This is a genomic window from Bradyrhizobium liaoningense (assembly GCF_018130825.1).
Taxonomy (GTDB): Bacteria; Pseudomonadota; Alphaproteobacteria; order Rhizobiales; family Xanthobacteraceae; genus Bradyrhizobium; species Bradyrhizobium liaoningense_B.
On sequence record NZ_JAFCJS010000005.1, the window covers coordinates 24,258 to 44,867 of the forward strand.

At 64.3% G+C, this 20,610-nt stretch carries 20 protein-coding genes; 8 read left to right on the forward strand and 12 right to left on the reverse strand.

Features of this window, described 5'->3' with window-relative positions; all coding sequences use genetic code 11:
* Positions 1-5: 5 nt before the first annotated feature.
* The 4 genes from JQ603_RS21985 to JQ603_RS22000 all read right to left on the reverse strand — a co-directional run bounded on the left by JQ603_RS21985 (position 6) and on the right by JQ603_RS22000 (position 6,448).
* Entirely contained in the window at positions 6-1,325 is a 1,320-nt protein-coding gene (locus JQ603_RS21985; RefSeq protein WP_212342502.1) for a dicarboxylate/amino acid:cation symporter, read from the reverse strand.
* A 105-nt stretch (positions 1,326-1,430) separates the two neighbouring features.
* Positions 1,431-4,091, reverse strand: coding sequence for an aconitate hydratase AcnA (gene acnA / locus JQ603_RS21990; protein ID WP_212342503.1), 2,661 nt, complete (start codon positions 4,089-4,091; stop codon positions 1,431-1,433).
* A gap of 21 nt (positions 4,092-4,112) precedes the next feature.
* On the reverse strand, positions 4,113-5,432 hold the full coding sequence (locus JQ603_RS21995) for an MFS transporter (RefSeq protein ID WP_212342504.1): 1,320 nt from the start codon (positions 5,430-5,432) through the stop codon (positions 4,113-4,115).
* 131 nt (positions 5,433-5,563) lie between these two features.
* The gene (locus tag JQ603_RS22000) at positions 5,564-6,448 is read right to left on the reverse strand and encodes a GntR family transcriptional regulator (RefSeq protein WP_212342505.1); all 885 of its coding nucleotides are present in this window, start codon (positions 6,446-6,448) and stop codon (positions 5,564-5,566) included.
* Positions 6,449-6,580: 132 nt separating this feature from the next.
* Here JQ603_RS22000 and JQ603_RS22005 point away from each other — a divergent pair, with 132 nt between their 5' ends.
* On the forward strand, positions 6,581-7,822 hold the full coding sequence (locus tag JQ603_RS22005; protein WP_245003776.1) for a lactonase family protein: 1,242 nt from the start codon (positions 6,581-6,583) through the stop codon (positions 7,820-7,822).
* 25 nt (positions 7,823-7,847) lie between these two features.
* Here the strand turns inward: JQ603_RS22005 and JQ603_RS22010 are convergent, their stop codons facing one another.
* Positions 7,848-8,861: a formamidase gene (locus tag JQ603_RS22010; protein WP_212342506.1), complete on the reverse strand. Its 1,014-nt coding sequence runs from the start codon at positions 8,859-8,861 to the stop codon at positions 7,848-7,850.
* Between the two features lie 220 nt (positions 8,862-9,081).
* Here JQ603_RS22010 and JQ603_RS22015 point away from each other — a divergent pair, with 220 nt between their 5' ends.
* From JQ603_RS22015 to JQ603_RS22025, 3 genes are read left to right on the forward strand one after another with little or no spacing between them, the layout of a single operon-like run.
* On the forward strand, positions 9,082-9,750 hold the full coding sequence (locus JQ603_RS22015) for a TetR/AcrR family transcriptional regulator (RefSeq protein WP_212342507.1): 669 nt from the start codon (positions 9,082-9,084) through the stop codon (positions 9,748-9,750).
* 8 nt (positions 9,751-9,758) lie between these two features.
* Entirely contained in the window at positions 9,759-11,624 is a 1,866-nt protein-coding gene (locus tag JQ603_RS22020) for an adenine deaminase (RefSeq protein ID WP_212342508.1), read from the forward strand.
* A gap of 11 nt (positions 11,625-11,635) precedes the next feature.
* Positions 11,636-13,027 carry an NCS2 family permease gene (locus JQ603_RS22025; protein WP_212342509.1) on the forward strand — a complete coding sequence of 464 codons (1,392 nt, stop codon included), beginning with the start codon at positions 11,636-11,638 and terminating at the stop codon, positions 13,025-13,027.
* Between the two features lie 8 nt (positions 13,028-13,035).
* Here JQ603_RS22025 and JQ603_RS22030 read toward each other — a convergent pair whose 3' ends face one another.
* Positions 13,036-13,257, reverse strand: coding sequence for a hypothetical protein (locus JQ603_RS22030; RefSeq protein WP_212342510.1), 222 nt, complete (start codon positions 13,255-13,257; stop codon positions 13,036-13,038).
* 348 nt (positions 13,258-13,605) lie between these two features.
* Here JQ603_RS22030 and JQ603_RS22035 point away from each other — a divergent pair, with 348 nt between their 5' ends.
* Positions 13,606-13,788 carry a hypothetical protein gene (locus tag JQ603_RS22035; RefSeq protein WP_212342511.1) on the forward strand — a complete coding sequence of 61 codons (183 nt, stop codon included), beginning with the start codon at positions 13,606-13,608 and terminating at the stop codon, positions 13,786-13,788.
* A 21-nt stretch (positions 13,789-13,809) separates the two neighbouring features.
* Here the strand turns inward: JQ603_RS22035 and JQ603_RS22040 are convergent, their stop codons facing one another.
* The 3 genes from JQ603_RS22040 to JQ603_RS22050 all read right to left on the reverse strand — a co-directional run bounded on the left by JQ603_RS22040 (position 13,810) and on the right by JQ603_RS22050 (position 16,486).
* The gene (locus JQ603_RS22040) at positions 13,810-15,186 is read right to left on the reverse strand and encodes a vWA domain-containing protein (RefSeq protein ID WP_212342512.1); all 1,377 of its coding nucleotides are present in this window, start codon (positions 15,184-15,186) and stop codon (positions 13,810-13,812) included.
* 5 nt (positions 15,187-15,191) lie between these two features.
* Positions 15,192-16,139: an AAA family ATPase gene (locus tag JQ603_RS22045; RefSeq protein ID WP_212342513.1), complete on the reverse strand. Its 948-nt coding sequence runs from the start codon at positions 16,137-16,139 to the stop codon at positions 15,192-15,194.
* Positions 16,140-16,285: 146 nt separating this feature from the next.
* Positions 16,286-16,486, reverse strand: a complete 201-nt coding sequence (locus JQ603_RS22050; protein ID WP_018319162.1) for a hypothetical protein — start codon at positions 16,484-16,486, stop codon at positions 16,286-16,288.
* 225 nt (positions 16,487-16,711) lie between these two features.
* Between JQ603_RS22050 and JQ603_RS22055 the strand changes: the two genes are divergently transcribed.
* On the forward strand, positions 16,712-17,686 hold the full coding sequence (locus tag JQ603_RS22055; protein ID WP_212342515.1) for a quinone oxidoreductase family protein: 975 nt from the start codon (positions 16,712-16,714) through the stop codon (positions 17,684-17,686).
* A gap of 39 nt (positions 17,687-17,725) precedes the next feature.
* On the opposite strand, the gene JQ603_RS22060 is transcribed toward JQ603_RS22055, so the two are convergent.
* Both JQ603_RS22060 and JQ603_RS22065 read right to left on the reverse strand, forming a co-directional pair.
* Positions 17,726-18,001 carry a hypothetical protein gene (locus JQ603_RS22060; RefSeq protein WP_212342516.1) on the reverse strand — a complete coding sequence of 92 codons (276 nt, stop codon included), beginning with the start codon at positions 17,999-18,001 and terminating at the stop codon, positions 17,726-17,728.
* Positions 18,002-18,102: 101 nt separating this feature from the next.
* Positions 18,103-18,711, reverse strand: coding sequence for a S24 family peptidase (locus JQ603_RS22065; RefSeq protein WP_035705094.1), 609 nt, complete (start codon positions 18,709-18,711; stop codon positions 18,103-18,105).
* Between the two features lie 166 nt (positions 18,712-18,877).
* Here JQ603_RS22065 and JQ603_RS22070 point away from each other — a divergent pair, with 166 nt between their 5' ends.
* Complete coding sequence (locus tag JQ603_RS22070; RefSeq protein WP_212342517.1) at positions 18,878-19,411, forward strand: GcrA family cell cycle regulator; 534 nt, start codon at positions 18,878-18,880, stop codon at positions 19,409-19,411.
* A gap of 45 nt (positions 19,412-19,456) precedes the next feature.
* Positions 19,457-20,026: a hypothetical protein gene (locus tag JQ603_RS22075; protein ID WP_212342518.1), complete on the forward strand. Its 570-nt coding sequence runs from the start codon at positions 19,457-19,459 to the stop codon at positions 20,024-20,026.
* A gap of 45 nt (positions 20,027-20,071) precedes the next feature.
* Here the strand turns inward: JQ603_RS22075 and JQ603_RS22080 are convergent, their stop codons facing one another.
* The gene (locus JQ603_RS22080) at positions 20,072-20,428 is read right to left on the reverse strand and encodes a hypothetical protein (protein WP_212343287.1); all 357 of its coding nucleotides are present in this window, start codon (positions 20,426-20,428) and stop codon (positions 20,072-20,074) included.
* Between the last annotated feature and the right edge of the window lie 182 nt (positions 20,429-20,610).

Consider the following 20,610-nt stretch of genomic DNA (forward strand, 5'->3'; position numbering starts at 1 on the left):
GCGGGTTATCCCGCCGTCACGTCCACGAGTTCGCCGCCTTCGAGCACCTTGGCCGCCTTGGCGCGGTCGAGATCGCCTTCCCATGCGGCGACCACGACGGTCGCGACGCAGTTGCCGACGAGGTTGCCGAGCGCGCGGGCCATGCCGATGAACCAGTCGACCGAGAGAACCAGCACGAGGCCGATTGCAGGGATGCTCGGCACCGCGTTCAAGGTCGCGGCCAGGATCACGATGGCCGAGCCGGGCACGCCGTGCGCGCCCTTCGATGTGATGAGCGAGACACCGAGCACCAGCAGGAGATCCCCGAACGATAGCGGCGTGTTGGTGGCCTGCGCGATGAAGACGACGGCAAGGGTCAGGTAGATCGAGAAGGCGTCGAGATTGAAGGAATAGCCGGTCGGGATGACGAGGCCGACCACGGAATCCTTCACGCCCATACGCTCCAGCTTCTTCATGATCTGGGGCAGCACGGCGTCCGAGGACGCCGTTGCGAGCACGATCGTCAGTTCCTCGCGCAGGTAGGCGAGGAATTTGAGGATGTTGATGCCCGCGAGCGCCATGACGCCGCCGAGCACGCCCAGCACGAAGATGCCGACCGAGACGTAGAACAGCATCACCAGCGATACGAGCTGCTTCAAGGAGCCGACGCCGTATTTGCCGACGGTGTAGGCGACCGCGCCGAGCACGCCAAGCGGCGCGACTCGGACGATCAGCCCCATGACACGGAACAGCACCGTGGAAGCCGCATCGATGATGGAGGTGACGAGCACACCCTTCTCGCCGCCGACGAGCGCGAGGCCGACGCCGAACAGCACCGCGAAGAACAGCACCTGGAGCACGTCGTTGCGCGACAGCGCATCGAAGGAGGTGGTCGGGATCACGTTCATCAGGAAGGCGCCGATGCCGCCGCCGGACAGCTTGTGGGCGTTGTCGGCATAGGTGTTGAGCGCCTTGGCATCGAGCGTCGACGGATCGATGTTCATGCCGTGGCCGGGGCCGAAGAGATAGGCGAGCAGCAGGCCGACCACGAGCGCCACGGTCGTCATGACCTCGAAATAGACCAGCGCCTTGACGCCGACGCGGCCGACCTTCTTGAGGTCGCCGGCACCGGCAATGCCGTGGACGACGACGCAGAACACGATCGGCGCCACGATCATCGAGATCAGCTTCAGGAAGGCGTCGCTGAGGATCTTGAGCGCGATCGCGAAGTCCGGGACGGCCATTCCCAGGATGACGCCAAGCACCAGCGCAGCCAGGACCTGGACGAACAGCGAGGTGTAAAGCGGCTTGGGCTCGACGGCGGGTGCCGCGGCAATTGTCGACATGAGAACTCCCCTTTGGGCGCGTCTTGGACGTCAAAAAGGGAGCAACAACCGTGCCAGAATGTCGCGGTTACTCCTTGGAAACCGGGAATTTGCCCTTCAGGCGGCCTAAACCGGCGCGCCAGCGGGCCGTAAGGAAGCCGGTTTGCGAGTCTGCCCGGTAGGCTCAGTCGAATGCCGACGCAGGATCAGCGGCAGCAGTCCGCCGACCCGCAACGTCTCGCATTCCAGATTGGTTTCGACCGCGGCGACCGCCGTGAAGCGGTCGATCTCGGTGCCGTCCCGCAGGATCCGAACGTCGATCGCGGCGCGCGGCGCGAGAGCTTCGGCGGAGGCGTCGATCTCGATCCTGTCGTCCGCTTTGAGCCCGAGCGATTGCGGCCGACGATCCGCGGGCAGGCGCAGCGGCAGGATGCCCATGCCGATCAGATTGGAACGATGAATGCGCTCGAAGCTGAGCGCCAGTACCGCGCGCGCGCCGAGCAGGGCGACGCCCTTCGCTGCCCAATCGCGCGAGGAGCCCATGCCGTAGCGTTCACCGGCCACGATGACGACCGGACGTCCCTCCTGTGCATAGCGGTCGGCCGCGAGACGTAGCGGCAGGCGTTCGCCGGAGCTTGCGAGAATCGTCTGTCCCGGCGGCAGGCCGGGATCAAGCAGGTTGCGCACACTCTTGTTGGTGAAGAGCCCGCGCAGCATCACCTCCCAGTTGCCGCGGCGCGAGGCGAAGACGTTGAGGTCTTGCGGATCCTCGCCACGCGCGACGAGATAACGGGCCGCCTCGCTGTTCGCTCCGATCGCGCCCGCCGGGGAGATGTGGTCTGTCGTGATGTCGTCGCCGAGCACAAGCAGCGGCGTTGCCGCATAATGTCCGAGGCGCGTGCCCTGGCCGAAATCAGCGAAGGGTGGGCGGCGAATGTAGGTGGAGGCCTCATCCCAAGGGAACAGCGCCGTGCCGGGGGCCTCGAAGGCGGCCCAGTCGGCGCTCGCTTCGGCCGCATCATAGGCGCGGCTGCAATCGCTTGTTTCGCGGGCGCGGGCAAGTGCAGCATCGATCTCAGGGCCGGTCGGCCAGAGATCGGCAAGGCGCACGTCCGCGCCGGCATCATCACGCGCGATCGGGTCTTGCATGATGTTGCGGTTGACGTCGCCGGCGAGCGCAAAGGCGATGACGAGCGGGGGCGATGCGAGAAAGGCGAGCTCGATCTGCGAATGCACCCGGCCCGGAAAGTTGCGGTTTCCCGACAGCGCGGCCACTGGCCTTACTTGCTTCGCGGCGACCGGGCCTGCCATGGCCGGCGCCAGCGGTCCCGAATTGCCGATGCAGGTCGTGCAGCCATAGCCGACGATGCCAAAGCCCAACGCTTCGAGATCGTCGAGCAGACCGGCGCGCTTCAGATAGCGCTCAGCCGTCGGCGAGCCCGGCGCGAGCGAGGTCTTGACCCAGCAAGGCGGCTTGAGCCCGTGCTGGCGCGCTTTGCGGGCAAGGAGGCCGGCGGCAATCAAGAGGCGTGTGTCGGACGTGTTGGTGCAGCTCGTGATCGCGGCGATCGCGACCGCGCCGTCGGGCGGTGGGCTCGCGCGATCCGTGTCTGCGGTTGCAGCGGGGCGCTCCAGGCCGAGTGTCTCGGCCGTCCTGCCGGCCGCAATGCGATCCTGCGGGCGGCGCGGGCCGGCGAGACTCACCTCGACCTCATCGAGGTCGATGGTGATCGTCTCGGTGTAGCGGGGCTCGGCGGCCGGGTCGAACCAGAGCTGTTGGCGGCGCGCATAGGCTTCGACCAGGGCGAGCTGCTCGCGCGACCGGCCGGTCTGCCCGAGATAGTCGAGCGTCCGGGCGTCGATGGGGAAGTAGCCGGAATTGCCGCCGAACTCCGGCGTCATATTGGCGACGACGGCACGGTCGCCGGCCGAGAGCGCGGAGACTCCGGGGCCGAAGAACTCGACGAAGCGGTCCGCGAGATCGATCCGGCGCAAGCGTTCGGTGACGGTCAGTGCGAGATCGGTTGCCAGCACGCCCTCGCGCAAGCGTCCCGTCAGTCGGACGCCGACCACGTCGGGGACCCGCATCGTCACGGGCATGCCGAACATCACGCTTTCGGCCTCGAGCCCGCCGACGCCCCAGGCGAGCACACCGATGCCGTTGATCATGGGCGTGTGGCTGTCGGTGCCGATCAGCGTGTCGGGCACGGCCCAGAGCTGGCTGTCGCGGGGCATGATCGTCACGACGCTCGCGAGGCGCTCGAGGTTCAGCGTGTGCATGATGCCGGTGCCCGGCGGATGCACGCGCACGCCGTCGAGCGCCTGGCTCGCCCATTTCATGAAGCGATAGCGCTCGCCGTTGCGCTTGAGCTCGTGCGCCATGTTCATTGCCATCGCATCCGGGCGGGCGAACACGTCGACGCCAAGCGAGTGATCGGTCGAGACGTCGACGGGAAGGACCGGATTGAGGCGGTTGGGATCGCCGCCTGCTTCCGCGAGCGAAGCGCGCAGGCCCGCGATATCGACCAGTGCCGGGCCGCAGGTGGTGTCGTGCATGAGAACGCGTGAGGGCTGGAACGCGATCTCGCGGTCGCTGCGCCCGTCGGCGAGCCAGCCGAGAATGGCAGCGACCGATGCATCCTGTTCTTGGCCGCCGTTACGCAACACGTTCTCGAGCAGGATCCGCAGGATCATGGGCAGGCGAAGCAGGTTCTCGCCTGCCACGGCCGTGATATCGGCGATGCGGTAGGTCTGCGATCCACTGAGAAGCATTGCGAAGGCGGTCATCGTTCCATCCTGGCTGCGAGATCAGGCGTGCTGTTCGGCCGGTTGCCTTTGGGTCTCGTCCGCGTTCTCCATCCGCGCGAACCAGGTCATCAGGAACGACACGAACAGCAAGCCGCTGAGGAACAGGAGCCCGCCATAGGTGCTGCCGGTCCAGTCCTTGATGGCGCCGATGGCGTAGGGGCCGACGAAACCGCCGAGATTGCCGATCGAATTGATCGCCGCGATAGACACCGCCGCCGTCGAGCGCGTCAGGAACAGGCCGGGCAACGACCAAAATGGTGACTTGAAGGCGTAGATGCCGGCGAGCGACAGCGAGATTAGCGTCATGGCGATCGCGGGCTGAACCACGAGCCCCGTGAGCGCGAGCGCGGCTGCGCCCCAGAGCAGCGGGATCGCCGAATGCTTCTGCCGCTCGCCGGTGCGATCGGAGTTGCGCGACCACAGCACCATGACCACGGTCGCAAAGGCGTAGGGCAGCATGGCAATGAGCCCGACCTCGAAATTCGTCAGCGTGGACGACAGGCTCTTGATGATCTGCGGCATCCACAATCCGATGCCGAGATTGCCGACCTGGTAGATGAAGTAAATCACCGACAGGAACAGCACTTTCGGGTTGGTGATGGCGGCGATGATTCCGAGATGTTGCACATTGCGCCGGCCGGCCTGGTCCTTGCGCAGCTCGTCAACAAGCCAGTCGCGCTCCTGCGGCGTCAGCCACTTCGCCTGCTCGGGACGATCGGTCATGATGAAATAGTTGAGGATGCCGGCGATGATGGCGGGACCGCCTTCGAGCAGCAGCATCCAGCGCCAGCCGCTGAGGCCCAGGCCTCCGACATGGTCCATGATCCAGGTGCTGAGGGGCGCGCCGATCAGGTAGGAGACTGGAATGGCGGCGGTGAACAGGGCCACCGTCGTGGCCTGCTCCTTGGCGCGGAACCAGTAGGTCAGATAGATGATGATGCCGGGGAAGAAGCCTGCTTCAGCGACGCCGAGCAGGAAGCGCAGGATGTAGAGCTGCATCGGGCTCTGCACGAAAGCGGTTGCGGTGGCGACGATGCCCCAGCTGATCAGGATGCGGGATATCCAGATGCGCGCGCCGTATTTGTTGAGCGCGACGTTGCTTGGCACCTCGAACAGGAAATAGCCGATGAAGAAGATGCCGGCGGCAAAGCCGAAGGCTTCGCTCGTCAGTGCAAGCTCCTTGTTCATCTGGAGCGCTGCATAGCCGATATTGGCGCGGTCGAGATAGGAGATGACGTAGAGCCCAAAGCAATAGGGCACGATGCGCCAAAGCACTTTGCGCATGGTGGATTGCTCGATGGTCGCTGTGGTGGCGGTCATTGGCGCGTTCCCTGGCTGCGTTTCTGGGGCTTGTCGGGCAACGCCAACCTTCCCCGCAGGCGGGCGCCTTGCAGGGCACTAATGCATTTTATAATATAAAATGCAATAGCGTCTGGATCAGACCTTCCGGATCAGACCTTGGGGACCTTGATCAGGCCGGCGCCCTCGATGTGGACGCGGAGGAAATCGGACGCCTCCTGTCGCAGCCCTTTTTCCAGCAAAGTCAGGATGTTGATGTGCTCGCGGCACTGGAGCGGAAGACGGCTGCGGTCCACCGTGATGCGGTACTCCACCAGCCGGCGCAGCCGGTTCACCCGCTTGACCGCGTCGAGGAAGAACGGATTGCGCGCGCAGCCGACCAGCATCTCGTGGAACTCGGCGTTGGCGGCGAAGATCTCCGAGCGCGATGCACGCTTATAGGCGCCATCGAGCAGCCATTGCTGCTGCTCCCGTGCGGCCGCGAAGGCCCCGCGATCGATCTCGAAGCTCGGCAGCAGCAATGCCTGTGGCTCGAGCGCGACGCGCAGTTGATAGCCTTGCTGGTAGCTCTCGCGTGAGGTGAGGAGAGGGCCGAATGCCCAGCCATTGCCGGGCAGGCGTTCGATCCAGCCTTCATCGGCGATTTTCGTGAGAATCTTCAGCAGGCGGGTGCGCGAGAGGCCGTAGCGGCGCATCAGCTCGTTCTCGCTGACCTTGTCCGGAAGCTTTCCCGCAAGGCGATCCTCTGCGATCGCGAAATACCATTCGTCCTCGCGCTCAGGCTCGGTATCCTCCACATCGGGCAGATCGGGAAGCTCGCCGGCACCCTTGACCAGGAAGAAGCCGCGGTTGGGCTCGGATCGCACGACCTTCATGTCTTCGAGGATCTGGAGCGCCGCGTTGATCGGCGCGCGCGACACCCGCAGCGCGTCCGCGAGCGTCTGGCTCGGCAGATGCTGTTCGGCCTGCAAGCCGTTGGTGCGGATGTAATCGAGAATCCGCGCGGTCATCTGGGTCGCGAGATTGGGGCGGGGCATTGGCGACTCGGGCTGGTCCTGATTGACGAGATGTCGCCTAACCGCAGGCGAGGCACAAGCGGCCGCGGAGGTCCTCCTTGCGCCTTCGGAATAATTGTGTTTTAAAAAATAAAAAGCAATACGGGGAGGGCCATGACGCCTGGACATTCTGTTGTACGCGACGCCTCGTCTGTCGGCCCCGATGGGGCGACCCTGTCGCGGCGCGTGTTCACCCAGCTCATTGCCGCCGGCGCCGTGACCTCTGCATTGACCGCTGCACATGCGCAAACACTGGGAGCCCACACGGAGGACACCATGCTCGAAGGCTCTCGCTCATTCGTCTATGTCGGCGCGCGCACCACGAAGGAGCGCAATGCCCGCGGCGACGGGCTCAACGTCTATGCGATGGACAATGCGACCGGAGCCTGGCGCCACGTCCAATTGCTCGGTGATCTCGTCAATCCCTCGTTCCTCGCCTTCGACAGGACGCGTCGGTTTCTCTACACGGTGCATGGCGATCTCAGTGACATCACCGCGATGGCGATCGACCCTGCGAGCGGCAAGCTCAGCGTGATCAACCGCCAGAGTACGGAGGGAAAGAACCCCGTCCATCTCGCAGTTGACCCGGGCAACCGGTTCGTCGTGGTCGCCAATCACATTACCTCCACCCTCGCGCTATTGCCGCGCGGGGACGACGGCTCGCTCGGTGCCGTCATCGATCTCGTCAAGCTGGAGGGCAAGATCGGGCCCCACCGGGTCGAGCAGCCCTTCGCCAAGCCGCATCAGGTCGAGTTCGATCCGTCGGGCGCATTCATTGTCGTGCCGGACAAGGGGCTGGATCTGGTTTTCACCTATCGGATCGAAGCCGGCACCGGAAAGCTCGTGCAGGCGACTAAGCCGGTGCAGACGCGCGAGGGCGCGGGACCGCGCCACGTCGCGTTTCATCCGGGCGGCAAGCTTGCTTATGTCGTCAACGAATTGGACTCGACCGTTACGGCTTACCATTTTGATCCGGCGACCGGCGCGCTTGCCCCGTTCCAGATCGTCTCTGCGGTTCCGGATGCCTTCACGGGCAATAGCCGCGCCGCCGAGATCGCCGTGTCAGCGGACGGACGCTTCGTCTATGCCTCGAATCGCGGCGACGACAGCATCGCGACCTTTGCCGTCGATGCCGCGACCGGACGATTGAGGCCCGTTGACTGGACCGCGAGTGGCGGCAAGACGCCGCGCTTCTTCGCGCTGGATGCTTCAGGCAGATTCCTGTTTGCGGCGAATGAAGACAGCGACACGGCCGTTCTCTTCAGCCGCAACTCCGACACCGGCCGCCTCGTTCGGACGGATCAGACCGTGAAAGTCGGAAGCCCCGTTTGTATCGTCTTCAGGCCGGCTGCCTAGGACGCGCGGTCCGTTGGGACCGGAGTCATTCCGCCGCCTTCGCCGTCTTGCCGAACATCCGCGTCGGGGCGAGGAAGCCGCAGGAGGTGCCGTCGGTCACCTTGACCTGGTCTTCCCATGGCAGGCGGAAGGTGCCGGCGACCATGTCCTGCATGAAGGTGTAGGGGCAGTCCATCGCGCCGCCCTTCACCGCGACATAGCCGCGGTGCCAGAGCTGGTAGATGTTGTTCTCGACGCCCCAGTTGATGCGGGCCTCGCGCACGAGGTCCGGCCGGACCTCGGCGGTGATGATCTCGTCGGCGCGGCCGGTGGTGCCGTGCGCCAGCACGGTGCCGTCGAAATTGACGATCATGCCTTCGCCCATGGAATCGAACGAGCCGTCCGAGCCGCACATGCACACATTCGCTGTGACCATCAGGTTCTGGAACGAATTGGCCTGGTTGGTGAAGCGCCAGGCGTCTCTGATCGGTGCGGTGTAGCCGGCGGTGCGGATCATGATCTCGGCGCCCTTGTAGGCGCATTCCCGCGCCATCTCCGGGAACATGCCGTCATGGCAGATGATGAGCGCGATTCTGGCGCCCTTCGGCCCTTCGATCACCGGGATGCCGATATCGCCGGGCTCCCATGGCTCGACCGGAATCCAGGGATGGAGTTTTCGGTAATAGAGCTTGATCTCGCCGTGATCGTCGATGATCAGGCCGGAATTGTAGGGATTGCCATGCGGGTTGTACTCCATGATGGAGAAGCAGCCCCAGATCTTGTTGTCGACGCAGGCCTTCTTGAAGGCTGCGACTTCCGGTCCGTCGAGCCGGCACATGATCTCGGGATTGGTGTCCATCGAGAGACCGTGCAGCGAGTATTCGGGGAAAACCACCAGATCCATGGTGGAGAGATTGCGGCGCGCCTTGCCGACCATCCAGACGATGCGCTCGGTCTGCCTGGCCAGATCGGCCTTGGTCACGACGTTCGGCAGCTGCAATTGAATCAGTCCGATGACCACGCCGTTGGGAGATTTGTTCAACCCGCCAAGCCCGTTCATGATCAGCTCCCTTGCCGTCCGCGCGGCGCCGTTGCGCGCAGTTCTCGGCTGAGCAAATCCGATTTTGGCGGCGCGCAAAAGTCCATTTTTCAGGCGGCGGGCGATCGATGTGCTCGCGTGGGGCGCGGCCCCCACGCGCAGGCCGACGCCCATTGTTGCGGCGCGGCCTGCCTCAACTCTCGGCTTGACCCTCCAATTTGCCTGATGTCAGACTTATGACATGAGTACAGCAAAGCGACATATTGCCAGCCTTCGCGACGAATATGCCGAGATGACGCGGCAGCGTATCGTCGCCGCCTTTGTCGAGACGCTGGAGGACGAGGCGGCCGACGACGTTTCCATGGCCGCGGTGGCCAAGCGCGCGAAGGTGGCCGAGCGAACCATCTATCGCCACTTCAAGACCCGCGCGGAGCTGTTCGCGGCGGCCGGCGAGTGGATCGAGGACAACGTCTTCAGCTATATTCCCTTCACCTCGCCCGACGAATTGCCGGATATTTTTCGCAAGCTGTGCAAGCGGTTCGACCGTCATCCGCATCTGGCGCGTGCCATTGCGATGACGCGGGCGGGCCGGAGGGTGCGCGCCGGCTTCCGGCGGCACCTGATCGACCAGCATCGCAAGGCGATGGCGCCGCTGGTGCGGCATCTTCCCGCCAAGGAAGTCCGCCAGGCCGAGGCACTCGCGTCTTATCTCAACAACGTGCTGGCCTGGAATGCGATGCGCGAGGACTTCGGCATGTCCAGCGCCGAGATCGCCGACGCGATCGAATGGGCGCTTACGACGCTTTTGAAGGATGTCCGTCAGCGCGATGCAGCCGCGGCGCGCGCCGGCAAGGCCGTAAAATCGCCGCGCAAGCGCACCGCGGCGCGCGAAAGCACCGGCGTAGAGTGAGGCAGGCCATGAATGCGATACCCGACGATCTCCTGATCAACGCGCCCGACGAGGTTCGCATCCGCCAGGACCTGGTGCTGACGGCGCTCGGTCGCCGCCCGGCCGATCGCGCCTTGCGGGTCGGCAAATTGCTCGACGTGCACAGCCGCACCTGGAGCGAGGATCAGGAGATCGTTTTCAAGGGTCGGCGTATCGCCTGGGTCGGGCCTGCGGGCGGCTACCCCGGCGAGGTGCGCGAGCGCGTGCATCGGCCGGATCTTGCGGCCGTGCCCGGCTTCGGCGAGGTACACAAGCATATCGAAAGCTCGCATCTGACGCCGGAATGGGAGGCGGCGCTGGTGCTGCCGCATGGCAATACCTGGACCTGCGAGGCGAGCCACGAATTCTCGAATGTCAACGGCGCGCGCAATCTCGAATTCTGGTTCGAGGCACGCCGCCGCGGCTCGCCGCTCAAGATATTTCCGCAGCCGGGTTCGGCCGTGCCGCCGACAGCCTATGAGTGGGGCGGCGGCTGGTATGGCCACGACGAGCAGGCGCGCTTCATGGGCGAGAGCCTGATGGTCACCGGGCTCGACGAAGTCATGGACTGGCCGGCGGTGTGGAATCCCGACAATCCCTCCTACAAGCGGCTCTGGGGCATGATCGAGGCGACGTTTGCGGCGCGCGGCGTCGTTGAAGGTCATGCCTCCGGCTTGCGCGATCTGCCCTCCATCAACGCCTTTGCTGCGGCCGGGCTTGCCTCCGACCACGAAGTGCAGACTCCGGAGGAAACCTGGGACAAGCTCACCCGCGGCCTGTTCGTCGAGCTGCGCGTCTACGCTATGGACGAGATCGTCAAATGGCTGCTCGCGAAGGGCCTTCAGGACTGGTCGCAGATCGCGTTCACCACGGACGACCGCAGCGCCAGCCACACGCTCGAGCTCGGCGCCAGCGATCACAATGCGCGGGTCGCGATCGAGGCCGGCCTTGCGCCCGAGATCGCAATCCAATGCCTCACCATCAATCCGGCGCGGCACATGCGTCTTACGCCGTTCGTCGGCAGCCTGGCGCCGGGGCGTTTCGGCGACGTCGTGTTGCTCTCGGATGTGTCCAAGCTCACGATCGCCGAGGTGTGGGCCGATGGCGCGCAGGTTTCCGACGGCAAGCGCTATCTCGGCAGGGTGCCTGAAATCCAGTGGCCGGAGTGGGCCACGAAGACCGTCAACATCAAGCGCACGATCAAGCCTCAGGATTTCGAACTGCGGGCCGAGCCCGGCCGCAGCTCGATGAACGCGGCCGTGATCCGTCCGTTCCATTGGCATCCCGAGTTCTACACGCTCGAGCTGCCGGTGCGCGACGGCGCCGTGCAGCGCGACGAGAGCGAGGCGATCACCAAATTTGCCATCGTCGATCGCTTCTCCGGCGACGGGCGCGTGGCCAAGATGTTTTGGCGCGGCTGCGGACCGCGTACCCCGGAGACGGCAGTTGCCTGTTCGGTGGCGCACGACAAGCACAATATCTGGGTGGTCGGCTCGTCCGACGCGGCGATGGCAAAGGCAGTCAACGCGCTGATCGAGCTTCAGGGCGGATGGGCGCTGGTGCGCGAGGGTGAGCTCGTTGCCACCGTACGCTTCGAGGTCGGTGGACTGATGAGCTGTCGTTCCGCGCAAGCGCTCGATGCCGAGATGCAGGCACTCTATGCGGAAGGCAGCAAGGTCGACTGGATGTACGAGCCGACGTTCCGTCCGCGCTGGTATCCGGGATTCCCGGAGCGGCTCATGTTTGCAACGCTGACCTGTGCGCCCTGGAGCTGGGTGCTGGTGGCGCCGTGCGAGCAGGCGCCGCTCGGCTTCATCAACGTGCAGACCGGCGAAGCGCATCCGGTGGTCTGGTAGGGGAGACTGCGATGAACGAGATGACGAAGCCGCAAGCCGCTCCCGCCGAGCCGGCACCGCGTGCAGCCTCGGGGCTGCTCGATCGCACCTTTGGCCTCACCGAACGAGGCACGAGCATTGGCCGCGAGGTGATGGCCGGAGCAACGACGTTCGCAGCCATGGCCTATATCATCGCCGTCAACCCGGCGATCATGTCCAACGCCGGGATGGATCGCGCCGATCTCGTCAGCGCCACAGCGCTCGCCGCGATCTTCGGCTCTGTCATGATGGGGCTGTGGGCCAACCTGCCGCTCGCGGTTGCGCCCGCGATGGGATCGAACGTCATCTTCACCTATGTCATCGTCAAGCAGATGGGCATGCCCTGGCAGGGCGCGCTCGCGATGGTCGCTTTCACCGGCGTTCTGTTCCTGATCCTCAGCCTGTCGAAGCTGCGCGAGAAAGTCGCCAAGGACGTGCCGGAAGCGCTGAAGATCGGCATCCAGGCGGCGGTCGGCACGCTGATCGTCTTCATTGCACTACGGGGCGCTGGCTTCGTCGTCCAGAACCCGTCGACCTACATTGCCATGGGATCCTTGCGCAGCCCGCCGGTGCTGCTGACGCTGTTCGGCCTCCTGCTCACGCCGGTACTGGTGGCGCGCCGGGTGCCGGCAGCGCTGATCCTTTCGATCGCAGTGCTGACCCTGATCGGCTTCTTCGTTCCGGGTGCCAACGGCAAGATGGTGACGTCGGTGCCATCAGCCATCATGGCGTGGCCGCGCTGGCCGACCAGCACTTTCATGGCGCTCGACATCGGCTATCTCTTCAGCCACTTCGTCGTGGCGCTGCCGCTGCTGTTCTATTTCCTGTGCGCCGAATTCTTTTCGACACTGGGCACGCTGATCGGCGTGACGGGGGCCGCCAATCTGCGCAAGCCCGACGGCTCGATCCCGAACGCCACCGCCGCATTTGCGACCGATGCGACGGCTTCGGTGGTGGGACCGCTGCTCGGGACGTCCGTTGTCACGGCCTATATCGAATCCATCACCGGCGTGCAGGCCGGCGGCCGCACCGGCCTGACCTCGCTGACGGTCGCGGGGTTCTTTTTCCTCGCGCTGTTCTTCTGGCCGATCTTCGTCATCATCCCGCCGCAAGCGACCGCGCCCGCGCTGGTGCTCGTGGGCGTGCTGATGATGCAGGGGCTCGCCCGCATCGACATGACCGATCTCGTCAATGCGGTTCCGATCGTGCTGACGCTACTCGTCACCGTGCTGACCAACAACCTTATCAACGGAATGGCCTTGGGCATGCTGAGCTACATCGCCCTGGAAGTGGCCGTCGGCCGGCGGGCGCAGATTACGGCGATGGTGTGGGGACTTGGAGTCGTGTTCGTTGCTTACGCGATAGTGATCGCACAGATCTTTTGACGTGTGCGTCAGGCCGCGAGGTCCAGCAGCCTGCAAGATCCGCGCACTAGCGCCTTGCGCCCGGCTGGTGTCATTGCAGGCACGCCGTCCTTGACCACGACAAGGCCGAGCTCGACCAGTCTTCCGACGACATAGGCCTTCGCGAGGCGACCGTTCGACACCGGGTTGCGAAGCGCCTTCAGTGCTTCCCACTGGTCGGATGAAAGATCGAAGTCGAAATCGTTGCTCATGTTGCCTCGGGCGATAGTCCGGTTCGCGTGCCCCTGTTAGCGGCGCCGCATGAAGACCGTGCGACGACAATGAGTCGGGAATTCGGTCAGCTGTTTAGAACGCCTCTTCACAAATTGCGGCACTTCGTTGCGGCCACAGGAGTTAAGATCGTTTGCGCACGAATATCGTCCAGACGATCACTAATTGATGATCCGCATTTGATGTTGCGCTGCGAATTGTCGCGGTGCACGGGAAGCATCGCTGTCCCATTCTGCGTCGCGATATGCACAGAAATCATGAGGCGAGGGGTTCAGGACTCTGTTACGTTGATTCTCCGGGAATGGCTTCACACGGCAGGAGTGGAGTGCATGAACAGGCTGGTGGAAATTCGCAGTCAGGAATCCCTGTGCCGGGAGCGCGCTGCGCTGGACTCGGAGCGTCGGATGTTTTGGCTTGCGCAGGCCCAGGAGTGGGAGCAGCGCGCGCTCGACGAAATTGCGCATCACTTTCGCGAGTGCAACCTCGTTCCGGCCGAGTTGACCGCCGCCTGACGCCAGAGAGGGCGTGGCCGCCTACTGATAGGTCGCCACGATGTCGGACACCGCGCGCTCGAGCTGTTGTGCGGTGGCGCATTGGCGCACGACGCTGCAAAAGGTCGCGTAGCGCGGCATCTCGGAATCGCCAAAGCCCCAGGCAAGCCGCCCCTCGGGATTGAGCCAGACCAGCCGCTTTGAGCGCTCGGAGATGCGGCGCAGGATGTCGGCGCGCGGGTCGAGGTTGTTGCTGCGGGCATCGCCGAGCACGATCACCGTGGTCTGCGGTGTCAGCGTGCTCATGAAGTCCTTCTCGAAATCGACCAGCGAAGAGCCGTAGTCGGACGAGCCGAAGCCGACCTTGGACATGATCTCGGCCATCGCCTCTTCCGGTGACTTCGATTCCAGAATTTCGCTGACCTCGATGAGATGCGAGGAGAAGGCGAAGGAGCGGACGTCGTCGACGACCTCGTGCAGGGAGTGGATCAGCAGCAGGAAGAAATCGGACACCTGTGCAACCGAGCCCGAGACGTCGCAGAGCGCCACGATCTTCGGCCGGTCGCGGTGCTTGCGCTTCCACGCCGTGAGGAAGGGCACGCCGCCCCAGGCCGCGTTGCGGCGCAGCGTGCGGCGGACGTCGAGATGGCCGCGGCGCTGGCGTTTGCGCGGCTTGGAATAGCGCTCGCGCAGCCGGCGCGCGATCTGGCGGATCAGCGCGCGCATTTCGGCGACCTGGCGCCGCTCGATACGGGCAAGCGGCGCGTTGCGCAGGATCTCGTTGCGGAGGTTTTCGGCCTCCTCGCGGGCATAGAGCGCAAGCCCCTGCGAGACCGTGTCGCGCACCGCCTCGCGCAAGGCGTCCAGCGCGGCGCGAAGGCGCTCGGCCAGTGACGGGTTGTTTGCGGTCAGCTGGTCGAGATCGTCGCGCAGCCGCTGGAGGCCCATGGCGTCGAGGATGCGGCTGGAGAAGATGCCGCGCTGGGTCGAGTAGCGGATGTCGGACAGGGAGGCGGCGCCGGCCGCGCTGGCAATCGCGGCTGCGATGGCATTACGATCCTGCGACAGCAGCATCTGCGCCAGCGGCCCGAGTTCCTGCTGCGGCGAACCGCTACCGGCATCACTGGGTGCGCCGGAAGAGGGCGCTTGATCTGCGTCCTGTGCGGTGTCCTGGTCGGCGCCCTCGGGCTGCTCCTGTCGCGGTTCCGGCTGGCTGAAGAACAGATCAAAGCAGTCGCCGAGCGCGAGCTTCTCGTCCTGCGATTTGGCAAGCGTCAGCAGCAGCGCGTCGCGCAGGACGGCCCGGTCGGCAAAGCCGACCTGCGACACGGCGCGCATCGCATCGATGCTTTCGGCAGGCGAGACGTGGACGCCCACACCGCGCGCCGCCCGAAAGAAACGATGAAGATTCTCGCGCATCGGCGTCAACCGAAGACGTTGGACCGGGCTGCCTTGGCAATGAAGGTCGTCACCTGCGGCGCTGCCGCCTCGATGTCGGCCTCGTATTTCAGGAGCACGTTGAGGGTGTCCTTGACGATGTCGGTGTCGAGCTCGGAAGCCTGGAGCAGCACCAGCACGCGTGCCCAGTCGATGGTCTCGCTGACGGAAGGAAGCTTCTTCAGATCCAGCGAGCGGATTTCGTGGATGAAGCCGACCATCTGCCGGCGCAGCGTCTGCGAGATGCCGGGCACGCGGCTTTCGACGATGCGCTCCTCCAGCCGCTGCTCGGGGAAGCCGATGTGCAGATGCAGGCAGCGCCGCTTCAAGGCATCGCCCAGGTCGCGTTCGCTATTGGACGTGAGGATCACCGTCGGCGGCGTGATCGCAGAGACGGTGCCGAGCTCGGGAATGGTGACCTGGAAGTCGGACAGGATTTCCAGCAGCAGCGATTCGAATTCCGCGTCCGACTTGTCGATCTCGTCGATCAGCAGGACGCAGCCGCCCGGCTGCTCCAGCGCCTGGAGCAGCGGCCGCGGTTCGACGAACTCCTTGGAGAAGAACACGTCGCCGAAATCATGCAACTGGTCGAGCGCGGCGGGCAGCGTCTGCGCGCCGCCGAGCACTTCGCCGAGCTTGTCCTTGAGGATCTGCGTGTAGAGAAGCTGCTTGGCGTACTTCCATTCATAGAGCGCCTTGGCTTCGTCGAGACCCTCATAGCATTGCAGACGGATCATCTTCATGCCGCGCCAGGCCGCGATCGCCTTGGCGAGTTCGGTCTTGCCGACGCCCGCCGGGCCCTCGACCAGGATCGGCTTCTCGATCTGTTGCGACAAATAGACGGCGGTCGCGATCTGCCGGCTCGCGATATAGCCCTGCGCGGCGAGGCCGCTCTCCACTGCCTCGATCGATGTCGAGGCCTTCTGTTCTGCCACGAAATGGCGCTCCCAAGGATCCTGCTTTGAGGCTTGTTCTGCCTGCGTTCCCGGCAAAGAACAAGCCTCGTTTGGGAGACATCAGATCCGCGTGAACGGCGTTTTTTCCGTTCAGCGCAAATAGTTGAGCGGTTCTTCGATGGCGCTCAGTGGCGCAGCAGCTCCGGCTTGCGGATGGTCTGCCGGACCTCGGCGCCGCAATCGGCGCATTCGTAGACGAAGTCGATCTTGGCAAGGCTCCAGTGCGGCTCGACCTCGCGCACATACATTGGCAGGAACCCCATGCACGTCGGGCAATTTACAGGCGCGATTTCGATATCCTGATGATGCTGTACATAAGCTGGCATCTCGGCTCTCCTTCGCAGGCGACCACCAATCCCCGCGCAAAGGCTACTGCCGGTTGCCCCGGAGCCGTCATCAACTCTTTCGAACAGAGGCGGAACGGCGGGCGTTTGTCGTTTGCTGTGACATTCTTGTTACGCATCTGTACTGTAACGGGCGGACCAAATGCCTATTTCTCCGGCCGATCCGCTTTTCACGGACCTCACTGCAACGATAAGGGAGCAACGCCCATGACGCACGCCATTCGTTTTCACAAGACAGGCGGACCGGAAGTCCTGGTCTGGGAAGAGGTCAGTGTCGGCAAGCCCGGACCAGGCGAGGCGCGCATTCGCCACACGGCCGTCGGCCTCAACTTCGTCGACATCTACAACCGTTCAGGTCTCTATCCCGCGCAATTGCCGAGCGGGCTCGGCAGCGAGGCCGCCGGAGTTGTCGAGGAGGTCGGTCCAGGTGTCACCGATCTGAAGCCGGGCGATCGCGTCGCTTATGGCGCTTCGCCGCTCGGTGCCTATTCCGAGGCGCGGCTGATTCCCGCCGACCGTCTCTTGAAGCTGCCCGATGGCGTCGATGACAAGACCGCGGCGGCGATGATGCTGAAGGGACTGACGACGCAGTACTTGATCCGGCAGACCTACCGGGTGAAGGCCGGTGACACCATCCTGCTCCATGCCGCGGCCGGCGGTGTCGGCCTGATCCTCAGCCAGTGGGCCAAGCATCTCGGCGCGACCGTGATCGGCACGGTCAGCAACGACGAGAAGGCGAAGCTCGCCAAGGCACATGGCTGCGACCATGTGATCATCTACACCCGCGAGGATTTCGCGAAGCGGGTCGACGAGATCACCGGCGGCAAGAAGGTGCCGGTTGTGTACGATTCCGTCGGCAAGGACACCTTCCTGAAATCGCTGGATTGCCTCGCGCCGCTCGGCGTCGCTGCGCTGTTCGGCCAGTCCTCGGGCGCGGTCGAGCCACTCAATCTCGGCCTGCTCGCCCAGAAGGGCTCGCTCTACGTCACCCGGCCGACGCTGTTCACCTACGCTGCCAAGCGCGAGAACCTGGTGACGATGGCGGGCGAGTTGTTCGACGTCGTCAAGTCCGGTGCGGTGAAGATCGAGGTTCACCAAACCTATCCGCTGAAGGACGCGGCCAAGGCGCATGCCGATCTCGCCGCGCGCAAGACGACGGGATCGACCGTTCTGCTGGTGTAACATTCGTCCGGACGCGGATGCAGGCGGCCGCGGCCTGCATCACGTCCGTTCGTGCTTGCGCAGGTCACGGACGTGATCGAGGCGGATCGCCTGGAGATCGACGTCCTCGGGCTCGATCTGTGGGAGGGCTGCCTCGGCCAGGATGGCCTCGGTGACGTCTTCGACCGAGCTGTCCACGATCTCGTGGATGAACGAGACGTTCCGATACTCACCCGAGGCGAGGCGGGAGATGACCTCGCGCCTGGTGATGTCGGGATCGACGACCGCCTCGCGGCCGCGCCGCCCGTAGTCGATCATCACGACGAAATACTGCATGAAATGATCCTGCCGCGCCCATGGTCGGGGCGCGGCAGAGTATTTCTGAAAAACGGAACTAAGTCAAGCTTGATTTCCAAAAATCGGAAATCCTCGGGCGCCTACTTGCCCTTCTTGCGGGGACGCGCCGACTTGGCACGCAGCCGCTCGAGCTGCCCCTTGGGCATGGACAGGCAGATCTCACCGACCCAGTCGAGCTTGACGCCGACGATCGGCTTGGCGTTGAAGCTGGTGAGATTGACGACGGAGGGGGATTTGCCCCGCTCGATGGTCTTCAGATAGCGTTCGCCGGTCTTGAGCCGGACCACCGCCTCTTCACCGTAAAAGCTCGACAGCGGATGGCGCTGGTCCTTGTAGACCACGATCACGTCGCCGCTTTCGTATTTGGGCAGCATCGAATCGCCGACGATCTCGAAGGCGACGGTCTCTTCCATGATCGGGAAGGGCAGCGTGATGTCACCGAGACCTTCCGGCGGAACCTGCTCATAGTCAGGTTCGATCACAGCGCCGGCCCCGACGCGGCCCATGATCGGCGCGAGATTGAGCTCGAGATATTCCATGATCGGAATGATTTCCGACGCCTTCACCAAGCGCTCGCCGCCAAGGATCTCCGACACTGCGCCGGGTCGCACGCCCATGGCAGCTGCCAGGCCGCCCTTGCTCTTGCCCGTCTTCTCCAGGCCCCGCTCGATCATTGCAACGTCCAACATGGTGATTCCCTCGATTGCCCATCGTGCCCTCTCTTGTAATCCGAAATTCGGAATTGATGCAATTATGAATATCAGAATTTCCGCTTGACACTCGCTTCGGAATACCGGAATGTGTGTCCCGCCTCCGGATCGTGCGGTCGGAGGAGGCGCATCACAGGACAGCATCATGGAACCGGGCCATTGGCCGTCGGAGCACTCCGACGCGCTTCGCGACTATTTTCTCAAGGGAATGTCTTATGCGGAGATCGGAAGGCAGATTAACGCAAGATTTGGAACGGCTTACACGCGCAACGCGGTGGTCGGTCGCGCCAAGCGGCTCGGGCTTGTCGTACCGGAATGGATGACGAGCCCGTCGATCGCGCCGGTTTTGCCGGGCGAGGCCGGTCTGCTTTCGCCGCGCCGGTCGGCATTGCCGAACCTGAATCTGCCGCCGAAGTCGGCAATGAAGCCCGCTGCGCTGGTCAAGCTGCGCTGCGTCGGCGTCCAGCCGCGCCTGATCGAGCTGGTCGAACTCGAGGCGGCCGACTGCCGCTATCCCTACGGCGGCGACAAGGACGGGGAGGAAATCACCTTCTGCGGCCATCCGCGTCAGCCGGGCTCCAGCTATTGCGCACCGCATGCGCGCCTGACGCGCCGTTCCGGGCCTGCGTCCGCCCGCATTGCAGCTCCTGTCGTGCTGAGGCTGGTCTCCCCGGCCTGAAGCTTCGCCGTCCGTTCAATGGTCAGTCTCGCAAGGAGCATCCGAGTGGCACATGCCCGACGTAACAAATCCTACAAATTGGCGCAGATCTACGACCGGCGGTCGCGGGAGGTGCCGTTCAATGCCGAGGTCGCGGAGGTGGAGGTCGACAATCCGCTCGCGCTCGATTCCGGCGAGAAGATCCTGGCCATCCGGTCGGTTCGCAGCGATCCGCTCGGCCGGCTGCACGCGCACCACCAGATCGACGAGGCGCAATACCGCGGTGGGCGCGCCTTTCAAAACGATTGGGAGCGGGCTGAGCGAGGCCCTCAAGCGGTGGATACGACCCGTGAATATGTCGATGGGACCGGCACGCGCGAGCCTGTCACCGAGAGCCAGCGACAGGCGGTGCTGCGGTTGAACCGGGTCGAGCGCGAACTCGGCACCGACGGCGCCGCGCTGGTGCACGACGTGCTGGTGCTGGGTCTGACCATGGATCAGGTCGGGGAGCGTCGTGCCGTCCGTACGCAGCGCTGGAACGATTATTTCGCGCGGCGGTTTCGCGAATGCCTGGATCGCCTGGCGCTGGTCTACGGCTTTGCGACGGAGACGGGGCGTGCGGAGCGGCGCAGATGACTGCGGCGCGCCGGCGGTTCGACCGCTGACGCGCCGTTGCGTTCGTTAAGGATGGGGAACAATCTGGTAGGGCGTGGTGTAGGGCTCGACACGCAGTGAGGCGTTGGCCAGAAGCCCGATTTTGGCGGTCGGCGCCTGCTGCAATTCACCGTTCGGGCCGCGATGCACGTTGTATTGCCAGACGGTGAGGTCGCCCTTCTGTGCCAGCGCATGCGCAACGGCGCTCGCATCGGTGCCGCCGAGCGCCTGCAGCTCCTCGGTCGACAATCCGACGACGATTTCGTCCTTGATGGTGATGATCTTGAACAGGTTCATCCTGGTCTCCTGCGCCCATGCGCCTTGTATCGAGAGGGTGAGAAGCGCGACCGCGGCGCCCTTGATGAGATCGCAGCGAGAAAGCATGCCGTCGTCCTTGTGCTGAGGCGCGCCCGAATCGATCAGTTCATCAGCCATGGCGCCCGTGATCTGCGTGGCCGTTTCGCAAACGCTTGGTCGCTCGATCTTGAACAACGGTTCACGGGCGGAGACATCATCGGAAGCGATGAACCTTGAAGCGAAAAGGCGAGTCCAAGCCGAAGACTCGA

Coding starts and splice junctions, on each gene's coding strand:
- JQ603_RS22005 (WP_245003776.1), top strand. CDS start 6,581: ATGACGCCTGGACATTCTGTTGTACGCGACGCCTCGTCTGTCGGCCCC.
- JQ603_RS22070 (WP_212342517.1), top strand. CDS start 18,878: ATGGAACCGGGCCATTGGCCGTCGGAGCACTCCGACGCGCTTCGCGAC.
- JQ603_RS22080 (WP_212343287.1), bottom strand. CDS start 20,428: ATGCTTTCTCGCTGCGATCTCATCAAGGGCGCCGCGGTCGCGCTTCTC.
- JQ603_RS22035 (WP_212342511.1), top strand. CDS start 13,606: ATGAACAGGCTGGTGGAAATTCGCAGTCAGGAATCCCTGTGCCGGGAG.
- JQ603_RS21995 (WP_212342504.1), bottom strand. CDS start 5,432: ATGACCGCCACCACAGCGACCATCGAGCAATCCACCATGCGCAAAGTG.
- JQ603_RS22010 (WP_212342506.1), bottom strand. CDS start 8,861: ATGAACGGGCTTGGCGGGTTGAACAAATCTCCCAACGGCGTGGTCATC.
- JQ603_RS22060 (WP_212342516.1), bottom strand. CDS start 18,001: ATGCAGTATTTCGTCGTGATGATCGACTACGGGCGGCGCGGCCGCGAG.
- JQ603_RS22050 (WP_018319162.1), bottom strand. CDS start 16,486: ATGCCAGCTTATGTACAGCATCATCAGGATATCGAAATCGCGCCTGTA.
- JQ603_RS21985 (WP_212342502.1), bottom strand. CDS start 1,325: ATGTCGACAATTGCCGCGGCACCCGCCGTCGAGCCCAAGCCGCTTTAC.
- JQ603_RS22040 (WP_212342512.1), bottom strand. CDS start 15,186: ATGCGCGAGAATCTTCATCGTTTCTTTCGGGCGGCGCGCGGTGTGGGC.
- JQ603_RS22020 (WP_212342508.1), top strand. CDS start 9,759: ATGAATGCGATACCCGACGATCTCCTGATCAACGCGCCCGACGAGGTT.
- JQ603_RS22030 (WP_212342510.1), bottom strand. CDS start 13,257: ATGAGCAACGATTTCGACTTCGATCTTTCATCCGACCAGTGGGAAGCA.
- JQ603_RS22025 (WP_212342509.1), top strand. CDS start 11,636: ATGAACGAGATGACGAAGCCGCAAGCCGCTCCCGCCGAGCCGGCACCG.
- acnA (WP_212342503.1), bottom strand. CDS start 4,091: ATGACCGCCTTCGCAATGCTTCTCAGTGGATCGCAGACCTACCGCATC.
- JQ603_RS22015 (WP_212342507.1), top strand. CDS start 9,082: ATGAGTACAGCAAAGCGACATATTGCCAGCCTTCGCGACGAATATGCC.
- JQ603_RS22065 (WP_035705094.1), bottom strand. CDS start 18,711: ATGTTGGACGTTGCAATGATCGAGCGGGGCCTGGAGAAGACGGGCAAG.
- JQ603_RS22000 (WP_212342505.1), bottom strand. CDS start 6,448: ATGCCCCGCCCCAATCTCGCGACCCAGATGACCGCGCGGATTCTCGAT.
- JQ603_RS22055 (WP_212342515.1), top strand. CDS start 16,712: ATGACGCACGCCATTCGTTTTCACAAGACAGGCGGACCGGAAGTCCTG.